We start from the raw sequence: 14,961 nt of genomic DNA, 5'->3' as shown, positions 1-14,961 counted from the left end.
CGCCCGACTGTACGCTCACTCCGCGGTGACGCTCACCGCGTTGGCGCCCCCCACCAGGTCGAGGTAGAGCCGGTCGGCGGCCCGGTCCCAGCCCGGCGAACTGACCAGGTCACCGGCGGCGATCCCGCCGCGACGCTCGTCGTACAGGGTCAGGGAGCCGGCGCCGGAGGCCACCCGCACCCGGGCCGGTGGCCCGCCGGGCACGGTGACCGTCAGTTCGCTGACCCCGCCGGTCATCCGGACGGTGAGCGAGCCGTCGAGCCGGGGCAGCAGCAGCCGGGTACGCGACGCGCCGCCGACCAGGTCGATCCCGGCGAGCCGGGCCTCACCCAGGTCGAGCCGCTGCTCGCTGACGCCGCCGATCAGCCGCAGCCGCCAGGTGACCCGGGAGTTGAGCACCACCTCGACGGCGGCCGGGCCGGGGCGGCCGTTCTCCTCGATCCGCAGCCGGACGCGGTCGCCCACCAGTTGCGGGCGGGGCGTCACGCCGGAGCCGTCCGGCGCGCCGATCCGGTACAGGTCGTCGCCGAGGTCGTCGGCCCGCAGCGTCAACCGGGTCAGCCCGTCGACCAGCTCGAACTGGGCGCGCTGCCGGTCGCCGCGGGGCGCGGCGAGCGTCTCGGCGCCGGCCACCTCGGCGGCGCCTGCCCCGCCGGAGCCGCCGCCGGGAGCGGGCGACGGCGGGGCGCCGCCGGAGAAGACCACGCCGAGCCGGGCCGGGTTGGACAGCGTCACCGCCACCGCCACCGCGCCGAGCACCACCACCAGCACCGCCGCCGCCGCGAGCAGCCGGGCTCCGCCGGACCAGCGGGGCCGGGCCAGGCCGGGGTCGTCCTCGGATGCGGTCATGGTCGTCCCCTCTCGCCGGTCCCCATCGGGTCATACGTCCGCGTCGGCGTCTCGGTTCATTCCCCCTCCGGTCCGTTCCCGCACCTTGCCGGCGCAGGCGGCCAGCACGGCCTGCGCGTCCAGGCCGAGGCTCTCGATCGCGACGAGCGCGGTGAACGCCACGTCGGCGAGTTCGGCGGCGACCTCCTCGCGGGTGTGCGTCACCCCCTTGCGCGGGTTCTGCCCGAGCAGCCCGATCCAGGCCGCGGCGACCTCGCCGGCCTCCTCGCCGATCTTGAGGATGCGACAGGTCAGTTCGGTGTCGCCGCGGCCGTTCGCGGCGTCGAGCCAGGCGCGCGCGTCCCGCGCGGTCGTCCAGATGGTGGCGTCCACGCCGACCAGTGAACCCCACCCCGCACACCGTTCGTATCCTGGGGCGACGCAGGCCAGGGGCCCGCGTCCCAGGCGAGAGGAGGTGCCCGTGATGCCGGAGACCGTCGAGTCGGTGTTCGCCGGCGTGGTCGCCCGGAACCCGGGAGAGCCCGAGTTTCACCAGGCGGTCCGCGAGGTGCTGGAGAGCATCGGTCCGGCCCTGGCCCGGCATCCGGAGTACGCCGAGGTGGTCGAACGCGTCTGCGAGCCGGAACGGCAGGTCATCTTCCGCGTGCCGTGGGAGGACGACCAGGGCCGGGTACGGGTCAACCGCGGGTTCCGGGTGGAGTTCAACAGCGCGCTCGGCCCGTTCAAGGGCGGCCTGCGCTTCCACCCGTCGGTCTACCTGGGCATCGTGAAGTTCCTCGGGTTCGAGCAGATCTTCAAGAACGCGCTGACCGGGCTGTCCATCGGCGGCGGCAAGGGCGGCGCGGACTTCGACCCGAAGGGCCGCTCGGACCGCGAGGTGATGCGGTTCTGCCAGAGCTTCATGACCGAGCTGTACCGGCACATCGGCCCGCAGACCGACGTGCCCGCCGGCGACATCGGGGTGGGCGGCCGGGAGATCGGCTACCTGTTCGGGCAGTACAAGCGGATCACCAACCGGTACGACGCGGGCGTGCTCACCGGCAAGGGCCTGGCGTACGGGGGCGCGCAGGTGCGCCGGGAGGCGACCGGGTACGGGGCGGTGTTCTTCGCCGACGAGATGCTCCGCCAGGCCGGGGACAGCCTGGAGGGCAAGCGGGTGGTGGTGTCCGGCTCCGGCAACGTGGCCATCTACGCGATCGAGAAGGTGCACCAGCTCGGTGGCACCGTGGTGGCGTGCTCGGACTCCGGCGGCTACGTGGTCGACGAGAAGGGCATCGACCTGGCGTTGCTGCGCGAGCTGAAGGAGCAGCGCCGGGGCCGGCTGGCCGAGTACGCGGAGCACGCGCGCAACGCCGTGGCGGTCGCTGACCGCAACGTGTGGGAGGTGCCCTGCGACCTGGCGCTGCCGTGCGCCACGCAGAACGAGATCGGCGGCGCGGAGGCGGCCGCGCTGGTCGCCGGTGGCTGCGTCGCGGTGGTGGAGGGGGCGAACATGCCCACCACGCCGGAGGCGGTGCGGATCCTCGGCCGGGCCGGGGTGCGGTTCGCCCCGGGCAAGGCCGCGAACGCCGGCGGCGTGGCGGTGAGCGGGCTGGAGATGCAGCAGAACGCCAGCCGCGACACGTGGACGTTCGGCGAGTCGGAGCAGCGGCTGCGCGAGATCATGCGCGACGTGCACGACAGGTGCTGGGCGACCGCGGAGGAGTTCGGCCTGCCCGGCGACTACGTGGCCGGTGCGAACATCCAGGGGTTCCGGCGGGTGGCCGAGGCGATGCTGGCGCACGGCCTGGTGTGAGCGGCGGCGGGACGGACGCCGGCCGGGCGTTCGGTCAGCGATTGACAGCTCTCGACGCCCGGCCTAGGTTCAGGTCGCTACCGGCCGGTAGGCATCCGTCCCGCGTCGTCACCCCCGTCCCGGGGTGGCACCCGTCCCCGGGGAGCAGCGATGCAGCCCTCACCCGTCCGCCGCCGGCTGCTCGCCGTCGGCGCGGCCCTCGCGCTGACGCTCGGCCTCACCGGCGCGGCCCCCGCCGCCGCCACCGGCCGCGACGACGGCAGCGGCCCGCTTCCCGGCTACACCATCGTCAACCCGCCGCTGCCGCCGCTCGTCGTCGGCGGGGCCGCCACCACCGTGCGGCAGGGCGTGCACGCCAACGCCGGGTACATCATCGAGATCCCGGCGCGCTGGAACGGCGACCTCGTCATGTGGGCGCACGGCTACCGCGGCCAGAGCACCGAGCTGTCGCCCGAGCCGCCCGGCTTCGACCTGCGGCAGCGCCTGGTGGCGCAGGGGTACGCGTGGGCGTCGTCGTCGTACGACCGCAACGGCTACGACGTGCGCTCCGGCGTACGCGGCACCCGCGCCCTGGCCGACCTGTTCAGCCGTACCGTCCGCCGCCCGCACCGGGTGCTCATCGCCGGGGCGTCGATGGGCGGTCACGTCATCGGCCGGTCGCTGGAGCAGTACCCGGGCTTCTACGCCGGCGCGCTGCCGATGTGCGGGGTGCTCGGCGACCAGGAGCTGTTCGACTTCTTCCTGGACTACAACCTGGTGGCGCAGGCGCTCGCCGGGGTGCGCGCGTACCCGACGCCGCCCGACTACCTCACCTCGGCGGTGCCCCGGATCCAGGTCACGCTCGGCCTGGCCGGGCTGACGCCGGGCGGCCCGGACACCACGAACGACCTCGGCAAGCAGCTGCGCGCGGTCACCGTGGAGCGCTCCGGCGGGCCGCGGCCGGGCGCCGACGCCGCGTTCGCGGTGTGGAAGGACTTCCTGTTCGGCATCGCGGTCGGCGAGGCGGAGGGCTCCCCCGCCCGGCGGCCCGGTCAGCTCGCCACGAACCTGTTCACCAGGTACACGCCGAACCAGCCGGTGAACCTCGACGCCACTGTGCAGCGGGTCGCGCCGGAGAACCTGCGCCAGCGGCTCTCGCCCGGCCTGACCGAGGTGCCCCGGATCGCCGGGCGGCCCACCGTGCCGGTGCTGAGCCTGCACGGGCTCGGCGACCTGTTCGTGCCGTTCGGCATGGAGCAGGCGTACGCCCGGGACGTGGCCCGGCACGGCCGGTCCCGGCTGCTGGTGCAGCGGGCGGTGCGCACCGCGCAGCACTGCGAGTTCAGCCCGGCCGAGGCCGGTGCCGCGTGGGACGACCTGGTCCGCTGGGTGCGTACCGGGAAGCGCCCGGCCGGTGACGCGGTCACCGACCGGCGCGCGGTCGCGGCGCCGGACTTCGGCTGCCGGTTCAGCGACCGGGCCGCCCGGGCCGCCGGCACCGGCACCCGTCCGCTCTACCCGCCGTGCTGAGCCTGCCTCAGTCCTCCGCCCGGGAGTACCAGCCGCCCCGGTAGACGGTGCCCTGCGGGGCCGGCTGCGGCTCCGGCGGCGCCTCCGCCTCCTGCGGCGCGGCCCCGGCGGTGCGGCGGGAGCGGCGGACCCGGCTGACCACGAACCAGCAGGCACCGGCCAGCACGGCCACGATGACCAGCTTCTGGAACGTGCCCGCGTACGCCTCGACCACGTGCCACTGCTCGCCGAGCAGGTAACCGGCGAGCACGAACGTGGTGTTCCAGATCAGGCTGCCCAGCGCGGTGTAGAGCAGGAACACCGGCACCGGCATCCGTTCCACCCCGGCCGGGATGGAGATGAGACTGCGGAAGATCGGAATCATCCGGCCGAAGAACACCGCCTTGACGCCGTGGCGCAGGAACCACGCCTCGGTGCGGTCCACATCCTCCAGCTTGATCAGCGGAAGCCGCGCGGCGAGGGCGCGCATCCGGTCCCGCCCGAGGGCCGCGCCGATGTAGTACAGCGCCAGCGCGCCCACGATCGACCCGAGCGTGGTCCAGACGATCGCGCCGGCCAGGCTCATCCGGCCCTGGCTCGCGGTGAAGCCGGCCAGCGGCAGGATCACCTCGCTGGGGATCGGCGGGAACAGGTTCTCCAGGGCGACCGCGAGGCCGGCGCCCGGCCCACCGAGCCGTTCCATCAGGCCGGTGACCCATCCGGTCACCCCGTCGCCGGACGGTTCCGCGGCCCGCGCGGTGCTCACCCGGGGGACGGCGAGCAGCTGTGCGTTTCCGATCATCGGACCAACGTTACGGGGCGAAGCCGCGGACGACCACGCGTCATGGAAACCATTATCGTGTACGCCATGCGTAAGCCGCTGCGGATCGCCGTCGCCCAGCCGCTGACCCGCTCCCACGACGTCGAGGGCAACGCCGCCCGGCACGCCGACGCGGTGCGCGCCGCCGGGGCCCGCGTGGTGGTCTTCCCGGAGATGTCCCTGACCGGGTACGAGCTGACCGCCGCGCCGCTGGACCCGGCCGGCCCGAGGCTCGCGGCGCTGCGGGCGGCCTGCGCCGAGACCGGCACGCTGGCGCTGGCCGGGGCGCCGGTGCCCGGCCCGCACATCGGGGTGCTCGCGGTCGACGCCGAGGGCGCGCGGGTCGCGTACCGGAAGATGTGCCTGGGTGGCGCGGAGCCGCGGCACATGCGACCGGGCCGGGAGCCGGCGGTGCTCGATGTGGACGGCTGGCGGCTGGGGCTTGCCGTGTGCAAGGACACCGGCACGCCGGAGCACGCGGCGGCGACGGTGGCGCTCGGCGCGGACGCCTACCTGGCCGGGGTGCTGGAGTCGGCGGACGACGCGGCGGTGCCCGAGGAACGCGCCCGCCGGGTCGCCGCCGCGCACGGCGTGTGGGTGGCGACGGCGAGTTTCGCCGGGTCGACCGGCGGCGGGTACGCGCGCGCGGCGGGTGGTTCCGGGATCTGGTCACCGGCCGGTGAACCGGTGGTCCGCGCCGGCAGGGGCGTCGGCGAGGTGGTCGCCGCCACGCTGCGCTGACGGTCAGCCCTCGTCGGCGCCGCCGCGCAGCCGCTCGTAACCGTCGAGCAGCTTGCGCAGCGCGGTGGCGGTGACCGGGTCGATCTTCTCGTCCTCGGCCGCGTCGTCGATCTTCTCGCGCAGATCCTCGACCCGCTTGCCCCGGTCCTTCGGCTTGCCCCGGTCCAGCTCGGCGGCCTTCTTGCGCAGATCGTCGGCGGTCTTGCCGTCGACCAGCCCGATCGACTCGGCCCGGTCGATCAGCTCACCGAAACGGTCGCCGAGCTGACGCAGCGTCACCGGCTCGGGCACCGTCGACGGCGGCGCGGCACTGCTGGGCTCCGGGGCGGGCGGCTCGGCGGCGCGCGTCGACGGGCCGGCGGTCGGCGCGGCTGCCGGTGGCGTGCCGGAGCCGTCGCCCCACACCAGCGAGCCCACCACCGCGAGCAGCAACACCAGGGCACCGGCGACGAGCAGCCCGAGCAGCCGGTTCGACGAGACCGCCGGGCGCGGCGGCGCGACGGGACGCGCCGGCGGGACCGGGCGGGACGCGGTGGCCGGGGACCGCTCGATCAGGGTGGGCGGGTGCACGGCCGGCGCCACTGTGGGCAGGATCGCGGTCGGCGGGTCCACCGGGCGGCCCGCGCCGAGCCGGTCGGCGAGCCGGGCTGCGGTGGGCCGCCGCTCCGGGTCCACGTCCAGGCAGGCCAGGACCAGGTCGGTGATCTCCGGCGGCAGGCCGGGCACCCGCGGCGGCGGCACGGTCGGCCGGTTGCGCCGCACGTCCAGCACGTCGTCCCAGCTGCGCACCGGCAGCGGCGCCCGGCCGGTGAGGCTGCGGTACAGCAGCACGCCGAGCGCGTACACGTCGCCGGCCGGGTTCGCCGGGCCCGGGTCGAGCCGTTCCGGGGCGAAGTAGGCGGGGGTGCCCATCAGCAGCGCGCCGGTCTGCCCGGTGACCGGGTGCGGGCCGGCGGGCGCGGCGATGCCGAAGTCGAGCACCTTCGCGCCGGTCTCGGTGAGCATCACGTTCGCCGGCTTGACGTCGCGGTGCACCACGCCGATCCGGTGCGCCGCGGCCAGCGCCCCGGCGACCTGCCCGGCCGTGCGGACCGCGTCCGGCCAGGCCAGCGGCCCGCCGTTCAGCCGGTCGGCGAGCGTCTGCCCCTCCACCAGCTCCATCACCAGGTACGGGACGACGACGCCGCGGTCCAGCGTAGCCTCGCCGTAGTCGTACACCTGGGTCACGTGCGGGTGGGTGAGCCGCGCCGCCGCGCGGGCCTCGCGCTGGATGACCGCGCGCAGTTGCGGGTCGGCGGCGAGCTGCCCGGCGAGAGCCTTGACCGCGACGGGCCGGTGCAGGACCTCGTCGTCGGCGCGCCACACCTCGGACATCCCGCCGAGGCCGATGCGTTCGCGCAGGACGTACCGGTCGTGCAGGCGCAGGGCGGGCGTGAACGGCGACATGATGCCTCCAGTCTGCCCGTCCGGTCCCCGTGCCCGTCAACCGCCCGGCCCGGAGCCCGGCGTCAGGGCTTGCGGGCGACCCCGCCGTACATGCTGACGTCGATCACCGACGGGCGCGGTTCGGGCTCTCCGTCGGCGTGCCACTCGGCGACGGAGCAGATGCCCGGCTCGACCAGCTCCAGGCCGTCGAAGAAGCGCACGACCTCCTCCCGGCTGCGCAGGTTGATCACACCGTGCGGGCCGCCGCCGCGGGCCGCCGCCTTCGCCTCGGCGGCCACCTCGGCCGGCAGGTAGTCGTGGGTGGCGTGCGAGGCCGCCAGGTAGCTGCCGGCGGGCAGGGCCTCCAGCAGGCGGCCGACGATCGCGTACGGGTTCTCGCCGTCGGGCACGAAGTGCAGCACCGCCAGCAGCATCAACGCCACCGGCTGGGAGAAGTCCAGCGTGCGGCGCAGGTCGGGGTGGGTGAGGATGCGCTCCGGGTCGCGCAGGTCCGCGTCGAGGTAGGCGGTGGCGCCCTCGGCGGAGCTGGTGAGCAGCGCGCGGGCGTGGGCCAGCACGATCGGGTCGTTGTCGACGTAGACCACCCGGGCGCGCGGGTCGGTCGCCTGCGCCACCTCGTGCGTGTTGTCGGCGGTGGGGATGCCGGTGCCGATGTCCAGGAACTGCCGGATGCCCGCCTCGCCGGCCAGGTGGCGCACGGCGCGGCGCAGGAACCGCCGGTTCTCCAGCGCGCTGATCCGGATGGTCGGGAACCGCGCGGCCATCGCGTCGCCGGAGTCACGATCGGCCTGGAAGTTGTCCTTCCCGCCGAGCCAGTAGTTGTACCGGCGGGCGGGATGCGCCACCGTGGTGTCGATCCGGCCCGACTCGGGTGCCGTACCTGGTGCGTCGCTGGTCAAGGCCGCCTCCACGACTCGCGTGCCACCGTCCACTGTCTCCGGTTGGCGGTCATGCTACTGCCCGCCACCGCGCCGGTCAGGCCGGGTAGAGCTCGTCGCGCAGCCGGGCCAGCAGCTCCGGGGTCCGCTCCGGCGGCGCGGCCTCCACGCACAACCGTTCCATCGCCTCGGCGTAGAAGTCGAGGTCGTCGCGCTTGTCCAGGTAGATGGCGCTGGTGAGCTGCTCGATGTAGACGATGTCGGGCAGGTCGGCGTCACCGAAGCGCAGGATGCTGAACGCGCCGCTGGCCGCCGCGTGCCCGCCGGCGGCGAACGGGACGATCTGCAACCGCACGTGCGGCCCGGACGTCGCCTCGATCAGCGCGTCCATCTGCTCGCGCATCACCGCGGCGCCGCCGATCGGGCGGCGCAGCACCGCCTCGTCGAGCACCGCCCACAGCTGCGGCGGGTTCGGCCGCCGCAGCAGTTCCTTACGCTGCATCCGCAGCTCCACCCGCCGGTCCAGCTCCGCCGCCGACGCGCCGCGGTGGCCGAGCAGGATCACCTGGCGGGCGTACGCGGCGGTCTGCAACAGGCCGGGCACGAACTGCACCTCGTACGTGCGGATCAGCGCGGCGGCCGCCTCCAGGCCCAGGTACGACTGGAACCAGGCGGGGAGCACGTCGCCGTAGCGGTGCCACCAGCCCGGGCTGTTCGCGTCGCGGGCCAGCTTGAGCAGCGCGTCGCGGTCCTCCGGCGCGGTGACGCCGTAGAGCGTGAGCAGGTCGGCCACGTCGCGCTCCTTGAAGCCGACCCGGCCCAGCTCCATGCGGCTGATCTTCGACTCCGACGAGCGGATCTCCCAGCCGGCGGTCTCCCGGCTGACCCCGGCACTCTCCCGCAGCCGGCGCAGCTGCCCGCCGAGCAGCATGCGCAGCACTGTCGGACCGCTTGTCGGACCACCCTCGACGGGCACCGTCGCCACCTGACCGCCCTCGCATCCCGACCGTCCCGGCCGGGCACCCTCCCGGACCGACGAGTAAGCATGCCATGAACCGACAGTGAGGTGAACTCCTCCGGACGGACGGAGTCAGTCCCGTGTACGGGACGGCGGGATCAGGTGGTCGAAGTCGCCGTCCCGCGCGCCGAGCACGAACGCCGCGATCTCGTCCACTGTGTAGATGAGCGCCGGGCCCTCCGGGTGCCGCGAGTTGCGGACCGCGATGCCGCCGCCGTCGGGCAGCTCGGCCAGTTCGACGCAGTTGCCGCTGGGGTTGCTGCGGCGGCTCTTCAGCCAGCGCATGGGTGGCAACTCGGTCACGGGCACGCCGTTCGGGGGTTGCTGCATGGGCGTCCTTCGGGATGAGCCAGCCGAGGCCGCGGGGAGGAGCGGTGGGTGGCGACGTCTGTCGACTGAGGAGTGAGATGCACGTGCATCTGCTATTGCATCTGCAATGGACGGAGAGGATGATACTCGAAATACGGTGTGCCGGTTCGCTCACGTACGGTGACCTGAGCCCGGCCCCGGGGACGCCGCTCCGCGCGGCTTCGGGACTGCGGTGAGGAGGACGCGTTGGCGGATCCGATGACCATCGCCTCCGGCATCTCCGCGGCTGGCGCACTCGTCTCCGCCTGGCAGTTACGCCGCCGCGCGCTGCGCGCCGAAGCCGAGATCGAGCTGCTCCAGGCCGAACTGGCCGCCGAGCGGCACGCCGCCAGCCACGACCCGCTCACCGGGCTGCCCAACCGCCGCGCCTTCTTCCGGCTGGCCGCCGCCCTGCTCACCGACCCCGCCGGCCAGCCGCTCGTCGCGGTCGTGCTCGACCTGGACAACTTCAAGCAGGTCAACGACCGCTACGGGCACGCCGCCGGGGACCAGGTGCTGGTCAGCGTCGCGCAGCGGCTCGCCGCGTTCGCCGGCCCCAACCTGGTCGCCCGGCTCGGCGGCGACGAGTTCGCCGGACTGCTCGCCAGCCCCACGCCGGACCGCCGGTGGATCGAGCACGCCACCCGGCGGCTCTGCGAGGCGCTCGCCGCGCCGATCCCCCTCGGCGCCCGCAGCATCCAGGTCACCGCCTCGGTCGGGCTGGCGCCGGTGCACTGCCACACCCAGCTCACCGACGCGCTCTGCCGCGCCGACGCGGCCATGTACGAGGCGAAGACGCTCGGCGCGTCCCGCCCGGCCCGCCAGCTCGTCGCGGAGTGCTGAGCGGCTCGTCCGCTAGCTCGTCGCGGGGTGCCGGGGCGGGTCCGGCTTGCCTGCCCCGGCTCGTCGCCGGGCTCTGTCCGGTGGGTCAGCGCCAGCCGTAGCCGGCGCGCAGCGCCTGCCCGACCCGGTCGAACCGGGGCCGGTCCAGCACCGCGCCCTCGCGGCGGATGCTGTCCTCGCGCATGGTGAGCACGCGGTCCAGGCGTACCCAGCTCGGCCGCGCGTCCCGGTCCCACTCCCCCGGGCCGAGCGCCAGCCAGTGCCGCTGACCGTCCCGGTCGCTCTGGCTGGACAGCATCAGCCCGAACAGCGTGCGGCTGTGCCGGCCCACCACCAGCACCGGGCGGTCCTTGCCCTGACGCGGGTCGTCCTCGTACGGCACCCAGGTCCAGACGATCTCGCCCGGGTCGGCCTGCCCGTCCGGCTCCGGGGCGTACGACAGCTCGCGGCGCTGCAACGCGCTGACCTGGCGGCGGCGCGCGACCTGCGCCGGGATCGGCCCGCCGGTGCGGGTGGGGGCGGGTACGCCCCGGGTGATCCGGCCGAGCTTCGACGCCACGTTCCTCAACAGACCTGCCACGGCGGGCAGCCTATCGGTCGGGGTGCGCCGGGCCCGGAATCGGGTCGCCGGAGCGGGTACGCGGTGCCATCATGCCCCGGTGACAGTGCCCCGCCACGAGATCCGCGCCGCGTACACCGGCACGTCGGTCACCGTCTACCAGGCGTACCCGCCGGAGATCGCCGAGGCGGCACTGCGCGCGGGGCGGTTCGTGCCGCCGTTCAAGCGGGAGCGGATGACCTGGATCAAGACCTCGTTCCGCTGGATGATGTACCGCTGCGGCTGGGCGCTCAAGCCGGGCCAGGAACGGGTGCTGGCGGTCGACATCAGCCGGGCCGGTTTCGAGTGGGCCCTGCGCCACGCCTGCCTCAGCAGCTACGACCCGCGCCTGCACCCGGACCGGGACGCCTGGCGGCACCTCCTGTGGGTCAGCCCGGTGCGGGTGCAGTGGGACCCGGAACGCTCGCTGCGGCTGGCGCCGCTGCCGTACCGCTCGCTGCAGGTCGGGCTGACCGGCGACGCGGTACGCCGGTACGTCGACGAGTGGGTGGTCGGGCTCACCGACGTCACCGGGCTGGCCCGGTCGGTGCACGGTCGGCTCACCGTCGGCGACGAGGCCGGGGCGGCGGCGCTGCTGCCGGTGGAGCGGCCGTACCCGCTGCCGGCCGAGGTGGCGCGCGTCGTCGACGCCGGCTGAGCGGGTGCGGTGCCGCGCCGGCTCGCCATGGCCGCGCCGCGCCGCTCCGCGATGTTAACAAGGGGCCCCTCTACTACCGGAGGCGTTAACAGGGGGCCCTTCCTTACGCTGGGGGCGTGGAGTTGCCCGACGATCTGCCGCTGTTCGAGCGAAGCGCGGTGCGGCTGGTGGTGCTCGACGCCGCCGACCGCCTGCTGCTGTTCCACACCCGCGACCCGGACCACCCGGACCTCGGCGTGTGGTGGGAGCTACCCGGCGGCGGGCTGGACCCGGGCGAGACGTACCGGGAGGCGGCGGTCCGGGAACTGCGCGAGGAGACAGGCATCGCCATCGGCCCGGACGAGGTGGGCGCTCCCACCTGGCGGCGGCGGGCCAGCTTCCGGCACCGCCGGCGCCGCCACCTCCAGGACGAGGTCATCGTGACGGTACGGCTGCCCGGCCCGGGGCCGGACGTGGACGAGGCGCTGCGGATGGACTACGAGGTGGAGGACTACTTCGGGTTCCGCTGGTGGCCGCTGGCCGAGGTGCTCGCGAGGCGGCCGCGCTGCTATCCCGGGCGGCTGCCGGAACTGCTACCGGCGTTCCTGGCCGGGACGGAGATCGACGAGCCGTTCGAACTGTGGTCCTGACGCGGGGCGTGCCACCGGGCGCGCCGGCGGGCAGAGTGGAGCCGTGACTCCTCTGCGCGCACCCCTGGCCCGTTACGCCGAGCGGCTGCACCGCGCCGCCGGTGACACCCACCACGTCGCCTCGCCGCTGGGCGCCTGGCTGCTGCTGGCGCTGACCGGCCCGGCCGCCACCGGCGACGCCCGCGCGGCGCTCGCCGAGGCGCTCGACGCCGACCCGGACGACGCCGCCGCCGAGGCCCGGGCACTGCTCGCCGCGCCGCACCCGATGGTCGCCGCCGCCACCGCGCTGTGGGAACGCACCCCGGCCGCCGAGCTGGCCGCGTGGCGGGCCGCCCTGCCGGAGGACACCGAACGCGGTCCGCTGCCCGACCAGGCGGCGCTGGACGCCTGGGCCCGGGAGCGTACCGGCGGGCTGATCGACCGCTTCCCGGTCGACGTCGCCCCGGACACCCTGCTGATCCTGGCCAGCGCGCTCGCGACCCGGGTGTCGTGGGCCGACCCGTTCGACACCGCCCCGGATACGGAGCTGGGCGCGGGCAGCGCCTGGTCCGGCCGGCTGAGCCGGGTGCTGCGGACGCCGCCGTTCGGGCACCGCTGCTGGGTGGCGGCCACCGACCGGGCCGGTGACGTGGCGGTGCACGCGGTGCCGGCCCGCGCCGGCGACGACGGCGCGGGGATGCTCGTGGTGTCGGTTGCCGCCGCGCCCGAGGTGCCGGCGGCCGACGTGCTGGCCGCCGCGCAGGAGCTGGCGAGCGCCGCCGCGCTCGTCCCGGACTCCATGCCGGGCTGCCGGTCGCTGTTCGACCTGCCGCTGGGCGAGACGCCGCTGTGGGCGCTGCGGGAGGAGCCGACCCGCACGTACGCGGCGGACGGCCGGGAGGAACGCGCCACGGCGGTGCTGCCGTGCTGGTCGGCGCGCAGCCGGCACGACCTGACCGCGCCCGGGTTCGGCTTCGACGCGGCGGCACGGGCGCTCGGCGAACTGCTGGGCCTGGCCGGTCCGGAGTTCGACGCCGCGCAGTCGGCGGTGGCACGGTTCGGCCGCTACGGCTTCGAGGCGGCCGCGGTGACCGCGTTCGGCCGGGCGACGGCGCTGCCGCCGGAGGGCGTCGCCCGCGTCGCGGAGCTGCGGTTCGGTCACCCGTACGCGGTGGTCGCGGTGACCACCGACCCGGCCGGCGGTCCGTGGGACGCGCTGCCCGTCTACTCCGCCTGGGTGACCGACCCGGAGGAGCTGCCCGCCGGCGAGGCCGGGTAGGCGGCGAGCGCGCTGGTGAGCTGGTCCAGTCCCAGCGAGCCGAGTTCCAGCGCCCGGTTGTGGAACGCGCGCCGGTCGCCGGGGAACGCCGCGCGGCCGTCCCGCCACACCCGCTCCCCCACCTTGTAGGTCAGCGCCTGCCCGGGCCGGCCCAGGTAGCGGGCCAGTTCCAGTGGCGCGTACGGGCCCTGGTGGCAGCGGTCGCGCAGCAGGTCCAGCGCGGCGTCCGGCGTCCACGGCGTACCGCCGGAGGGCATCGGCAGCTTCAGGTGCAGGCCGATGTCGAGCACCACCCGGGCCGCCCGCAGCAACTGCATGAACAGGTGTCCCAGCCGGGCGCCCGGCTGCTCGTAGAGTCCGAGTTCGTCCATGAGACGCTCGGCGTACAGGGCCCAGCCCTCCTGGGCGCCGGAGAGCCCGCCGAGCAGGTTCAGCCGCTGCCCGGGGCCGCCCCGGCACGCCTCCGAGCCGAGGTGCAGGTGGTGGCCGGGGACGCCCTCGTGGTACGCGGTGCTGTACGCCCACCAGGTGGAGAAGTGCTCCTGCCCGTCGGGCAGCAGCCATGAGACCCGGCCCGGCCGGGTCAGGTTCCGCGACGGCGCGATGTAGGCGGTGCCGCCGGACGTGGTGACCCGTGACTCGATGCGCCGTAGCGGCGCGGGGATGTCGAAGTGGACGCCGTGCATCCGCTCGGTGGTGGCCTCCAGCAGCTCCTGGAGCCAGGCGGCGAACTCGTCCCGGCTGCGCAGGACGCCCGGCGCGTCGGGACGGTCGAGCCGTTCCCGCACCTCGGGCACGGTGCCGCCCAGGGTTCTCGCCTCGGCGGCCAGTTCCGCCTCGATGGCGGTGAACTCGTCCCAGCCCCACGCGTACAGCTCGCGCAGGTCCGGTTCCGCGCCGAGGAAGGCCCGCACCCAGAGGGCGTACCGCGACGGGCCGAACGCCTCGTCGTCGTGTGCCCGGGGCGCCAGCTCCGCGGTGAGCGTCGCGGCGAACCTCCGGTACGCCTCCCGCGCGGCCTCGGCCGCCGCCTGCAACGCGGCGCGCTGCGGGCCGTCGCCGTACCGCTGGGCCAGGGCGAGGTCGTCGTCGAGCCAGGTGCGGCAGCGCCGCGTCACCAGCTCCACCTGACGCCGGGCCGGCAGGTGACCGCGCGCGGCGGCGAGCAGCAGGCTCTGGGCGTACCCGTCGAGTGCGGCCGGGATCGCGGCCTGGCGCGCGCCGACGTGGGCCCAGCCGTCCTCGGCGGCCGCGCGCCCGGCGTCGCGGCCCGGCACCGCTGATTCGACGCACTGGCGGATGAGCTGGAGCGGGCCGGTGGCCGCGGCGTGCAGTTCCCGCAGGTCCTCCCCGGCGTCGTGGAAGGCGATCCGGGCGCGCAGCCGTTCGGCGAGGTGGGCGTGCAGCGGCGTCGCGGGAAGCGCCTCGATCCGGCGCAGGGCGTGCGCGGCGAGGTCGGCGCGGGCCTGGTGACCGTCCGGGCTGTAGTCGGTGAGGCCGTCGACGTCCGGCTCACCGGCCTCGACCACGGCGGCGCAGGGATCGAGGCGCCCCATCTCCCGCAGTAGCGTGTCGGTGACGTCCTCGCTCAT

At 75.2% G+C, this 14,961-nt stretch carries 16 protein-coding genes; 7 read left to right on the top strand and 9 right to left on the bottom strand.

Going from position 1 to position 14,961, the window contains the following annotated elements; translation table 11 throughout:
- Positions 1–15: 15 nt before the first annotated feature.
- Complete coding sequence (locus NMK34_RS14450; protein ID WP_318333832.1) at positions 16–849, bottom strand: hypothetical protein; 834 nt, start codon at positions 847–849, stop codon at positions 16–18.
- 30 nt (positions 850–879) lie between these two features.
- Positions 880–1,221: a MazG-like family protein gene (locus tag NMK34_RS14445; protein WP_318333831.1), complete on the bottom strand. Its 342-nt coding sequence runs from the start codon at positions 1,219–1,221 to the stop codon at positions 880–882.
- A 91-nt stretch (positions 1,222–1,312) separates the two neighbouring features.
- Between NMK34_RS14445 and gdhA the strand changes: the two genes are divergently transcribed.
- Both gdhA and NMK34_RS14435 read left to right on the top strand, forming a co-directional pair.
- A complete protein-coding gene (gdhA, locus tag NMK34_RS14440) occupies positions 1,313–2,644 on the top strand; it encodes an NADP-specific glutamate dehydrogenase (protein WP_194801703.1) in 1,332 nt (443 codons plus the stop codon).
- 150 nt (positions 2,645–2,794) lie between these two features.
- Entirely contained in the window at positions 2,795–4,153 is a 1,359-nt protein-coding gene (locus NMK34_RS14435; protein ID WP_318333830.1) for a hypothetical protein, read from the top strand.
- A 7-nt stretch (positions 4,154–4,160) separates the two neighbouring features.
- On the opposite strand, the gene NMK34_RS14430 is transcribed toward NMK34_RS14435, so the two are convergent.
- Positions 4,161–4,934 (bottom strand): DedA family protein, encoded by a 774-nt coding sequence (locus NMK34_RS14430; RefSeq protein ID WP_318333829.1) that lies wholly within the window; start codon positions 4,932–4,934, stop codon positions 4,161–4,163.
- Between the two features lie 66 nt (positions 4,935–5,000).
- On the opposite strand from NMK34_RS14430, the gene NMK34_RS14425 reads away from it, so the two are divergent.
- Positions 5,001–5,693, top strand: coding sequence for a carbon-nitrogen hydrolase family protein (locus NMK34_RS14425; RefSeq protein WP_318333828.1), 693 nt, complete (start codon positions 5,001–5,003; stop codon positions 5,691–5,693).
- 3 nt (positions 5,694–5,696) lie between these two features.
- Here NMK34_RS14425 and NMK34_RS14420 read toward each other — a convergent pair whose 3' ends face one another.
- The 4 genes from NMK34_RS14420 to NMK34_RS14405 form a co-directional block, all read right to left on the bottom strand.
- Entirely contained in the window at positions 5,697–7,139 is a 1,443-nt protein-coding gene (locus NMK34_RS14420; RefSeq protein WP_318333827.1) for a serine/threonine-protein kinase, read from the bottom strand.
- Positions 7,140–7,201: 62 nt separating this feature from the next.
- Complete coding sequence (locus NMK34_RS14415; RefSeq protein WP_318333826.1) at positions 7,202–8,038, bottom strand: SAM-dependent methyltransferase; 837 nt, start codon at positions 8,036–8,038, stop codon at positions 7,202–7,204.
- Positions 8,039–8,114: 76 nt separating this feature from the next.
- Positions 8,115–9,002, bottom strand: coding sequence for a helix-turn-helix domain-containing protein (locus tag NMK34_RS14410; RefSeq protein WP_194801709.1), 888 nt, complete (start codon positions 9,000–9,002; stop codon positions 8,115–8,117).
- Positions 9,003–9,107: 105 nt separating this feature from the next.
- Positions 9,108–9,365, bottom strand: coding sequence for a DUF397 domain-containing protein (locus tag NMK34_RS14405; protein WP_135239836.1), 258 nt, complete (start codon positions 9,363–9,365; stop codon positions 9,108–9,110).
- A 225-nt stretch (positions 9,366–9,590) separates the two neighbouring features.
- Here NMK34_RS14405 and NMK34_RS14400 point away from each other — a divergent pair, with 225 nt between their 5' ends.
- Positions 9,591–10,226 carry a GGDEF domain-containing protein gene (locus tag NMK34_RS14400; protein ID WP_318333825.1) on the top strand — a complete coding sequence of 212 codons (636 nt, stop codon included), beginning with the start codon at positions 9,591–9,593 and terminating at the stop codon, positions 10,224–10,226.
- 85 nt (positions 10,227–10,311) lie between these two features.
- On the opposite strand, the gene NMK34_RS14395 is transcribed toward NMK34_RS14400, so the two are convergent.
- The gene (locus NMK34_RS14395; protein ID WP_135239834.1) at positions 10,312–10,806 is read right to left on the bottom strand and encodes a type II toxin-antitoxin system PemK/MazF family toxin; all 495 of its coding nucleotides are present in this window, start codon (positions 10,804–10,806) and stop codon (positions 10,312–10,314) included.
- 79 nt (positions 10,807–10,885) lie between these two features.
- Here NMK34_RS14395 and NMK34_RS14390 point away from each other — a divergent pair, with 79 nt between their 5' ends.
- The 3 genes from NMK34_RS14390 (at position 10,886) to NMK34_RS14380 (ending at position 13,369) form a co-directional block, all read left to right on the top strand.
- On the top strand, positions 10,886–11,482 hold the full coding sequence (locus tag NMK34_RS14390; protein WP_318333824.1) for a DUF4291 domain-containing protein: 597 nt from the start codon (positions 10,886–10,888) through the stop codon (positions 11,480–11,482).
- Positions 11,483–11,598: 116 nt separating this feature from the next.
- Positions 11,599–12,111 carry an NUDIX hydrolase gene (locus tag NMK34_RS14385; RefSeq protein ID WP_318333823.1) on the top strand — a complete coding sequence of 171 codons (513 nt, stop codon included), beginning with the start codon at positions 11,599–11,601 and terminating at the stop codon, positions 12,109–12,111.
- Positions 12,112–12,154: 43 nt separating this feature from the next.
- Complete coding sequence (locus tag NMK34_RS14380) at positions 12,155–13,369, top strand: hypothetical protein (protein ID WP_318333822.1); 1,215 nt, start codon at positions 12,155–12,157, stop codon at positions 13,367–13,369.
- Here the strand turns inward: NMK34_RS14380 and NMK34_RS14375 are convergent.
- Positions 13,315–14,961, bottom strand: a complete 1,647-nt coding sequence (locus NMK34_RS14375) for a DUF885 domain-containing protein (RefSeq protein WP_318333821.1) — start codon at positions 14,959–14,961, stop codon at positions 13,315–13,317. The two genes, NMK34_RS14380 and NMK34_RS14375, sit on opposite strands and share 55 nt — an antisense overlap.

The organism is Micromonospora sp. BRA006-A, from assembly GCF_033433935.1.
Taxonomy (GTDB): domain Bacteria; phylum Actinomycetota; class Actinomycetes; order Mycobacteriales; family Micromonosporaceae; genus Micromonospora; species Micromonospora aurantiaca.
The sequence above is the reverse complement of the archived record's forward strand: the minus strand, read 5'-3'. Positions and strand labels throughout refer to the sequence as shown.

Excerpts from the sequence above, each read along its gene's own strand:
- gdhA (WP_194801703.1), top strand. The coding sequence starts at position 1,313 with ATGCCGGAGACCGTCGAGTCGGTGTTCGCCGGCGTGGTCGCCCGGAAC.
- NMK34_RS14430 (WP_318333829.1), bottom strand. The coding sequence starts at position 4,934 with ATGATCGGAAACGCACAGCTGCTCGCCGTCCCCCGGGTGAGCACCGCG.
- NMK34_RS14425 (WP_318333828.1), top strand. The coding sequence starts at position 5,001 with ATGCGTAAGCCGCTGCGGATCGCCGTCGCCCAGCCGCTGACCCGCTCC.
- NMK34_RS14450 (WP_318333832.1), bottom strand. The coding sequence starts at position 849 with ATGACCGCATCCGAGGACGACCCCGGCCTGGCCCGGCCCCGCTGGTCC.
- NMK34_RS14420 (WP_318333827.1), bottom strand. The coding sequence starts at position 7,139 with ATGTCGCCGTTCACGCCCGCCCTGCGCCTGCACGACCGGTACGTCCTG.
- NMK34_RS14405 (WP_135239836.1), bottom strand. The coding sequence starts at position 9,365 with ATGCAGCAACCCCCGAACGGCGTGCCCGTGACCGAGTTGCCACCCATG.
- NMK34_RS14375 (WP_318333821.1), bottom strand. The coding sequence starts at position 14,961 with ATGAGCGAGGACGTCACCGACACGCTACTGCGGGAGATGGGGCGCCTC.
- NMK34_RS14435 (WP_318333830.1), top strand. The coding sequence starts at position 2,795 with ATGCAGCCCTCACCCGTCCGCCGCCGGCTGCTCGCCGTCGGCGCGGCC.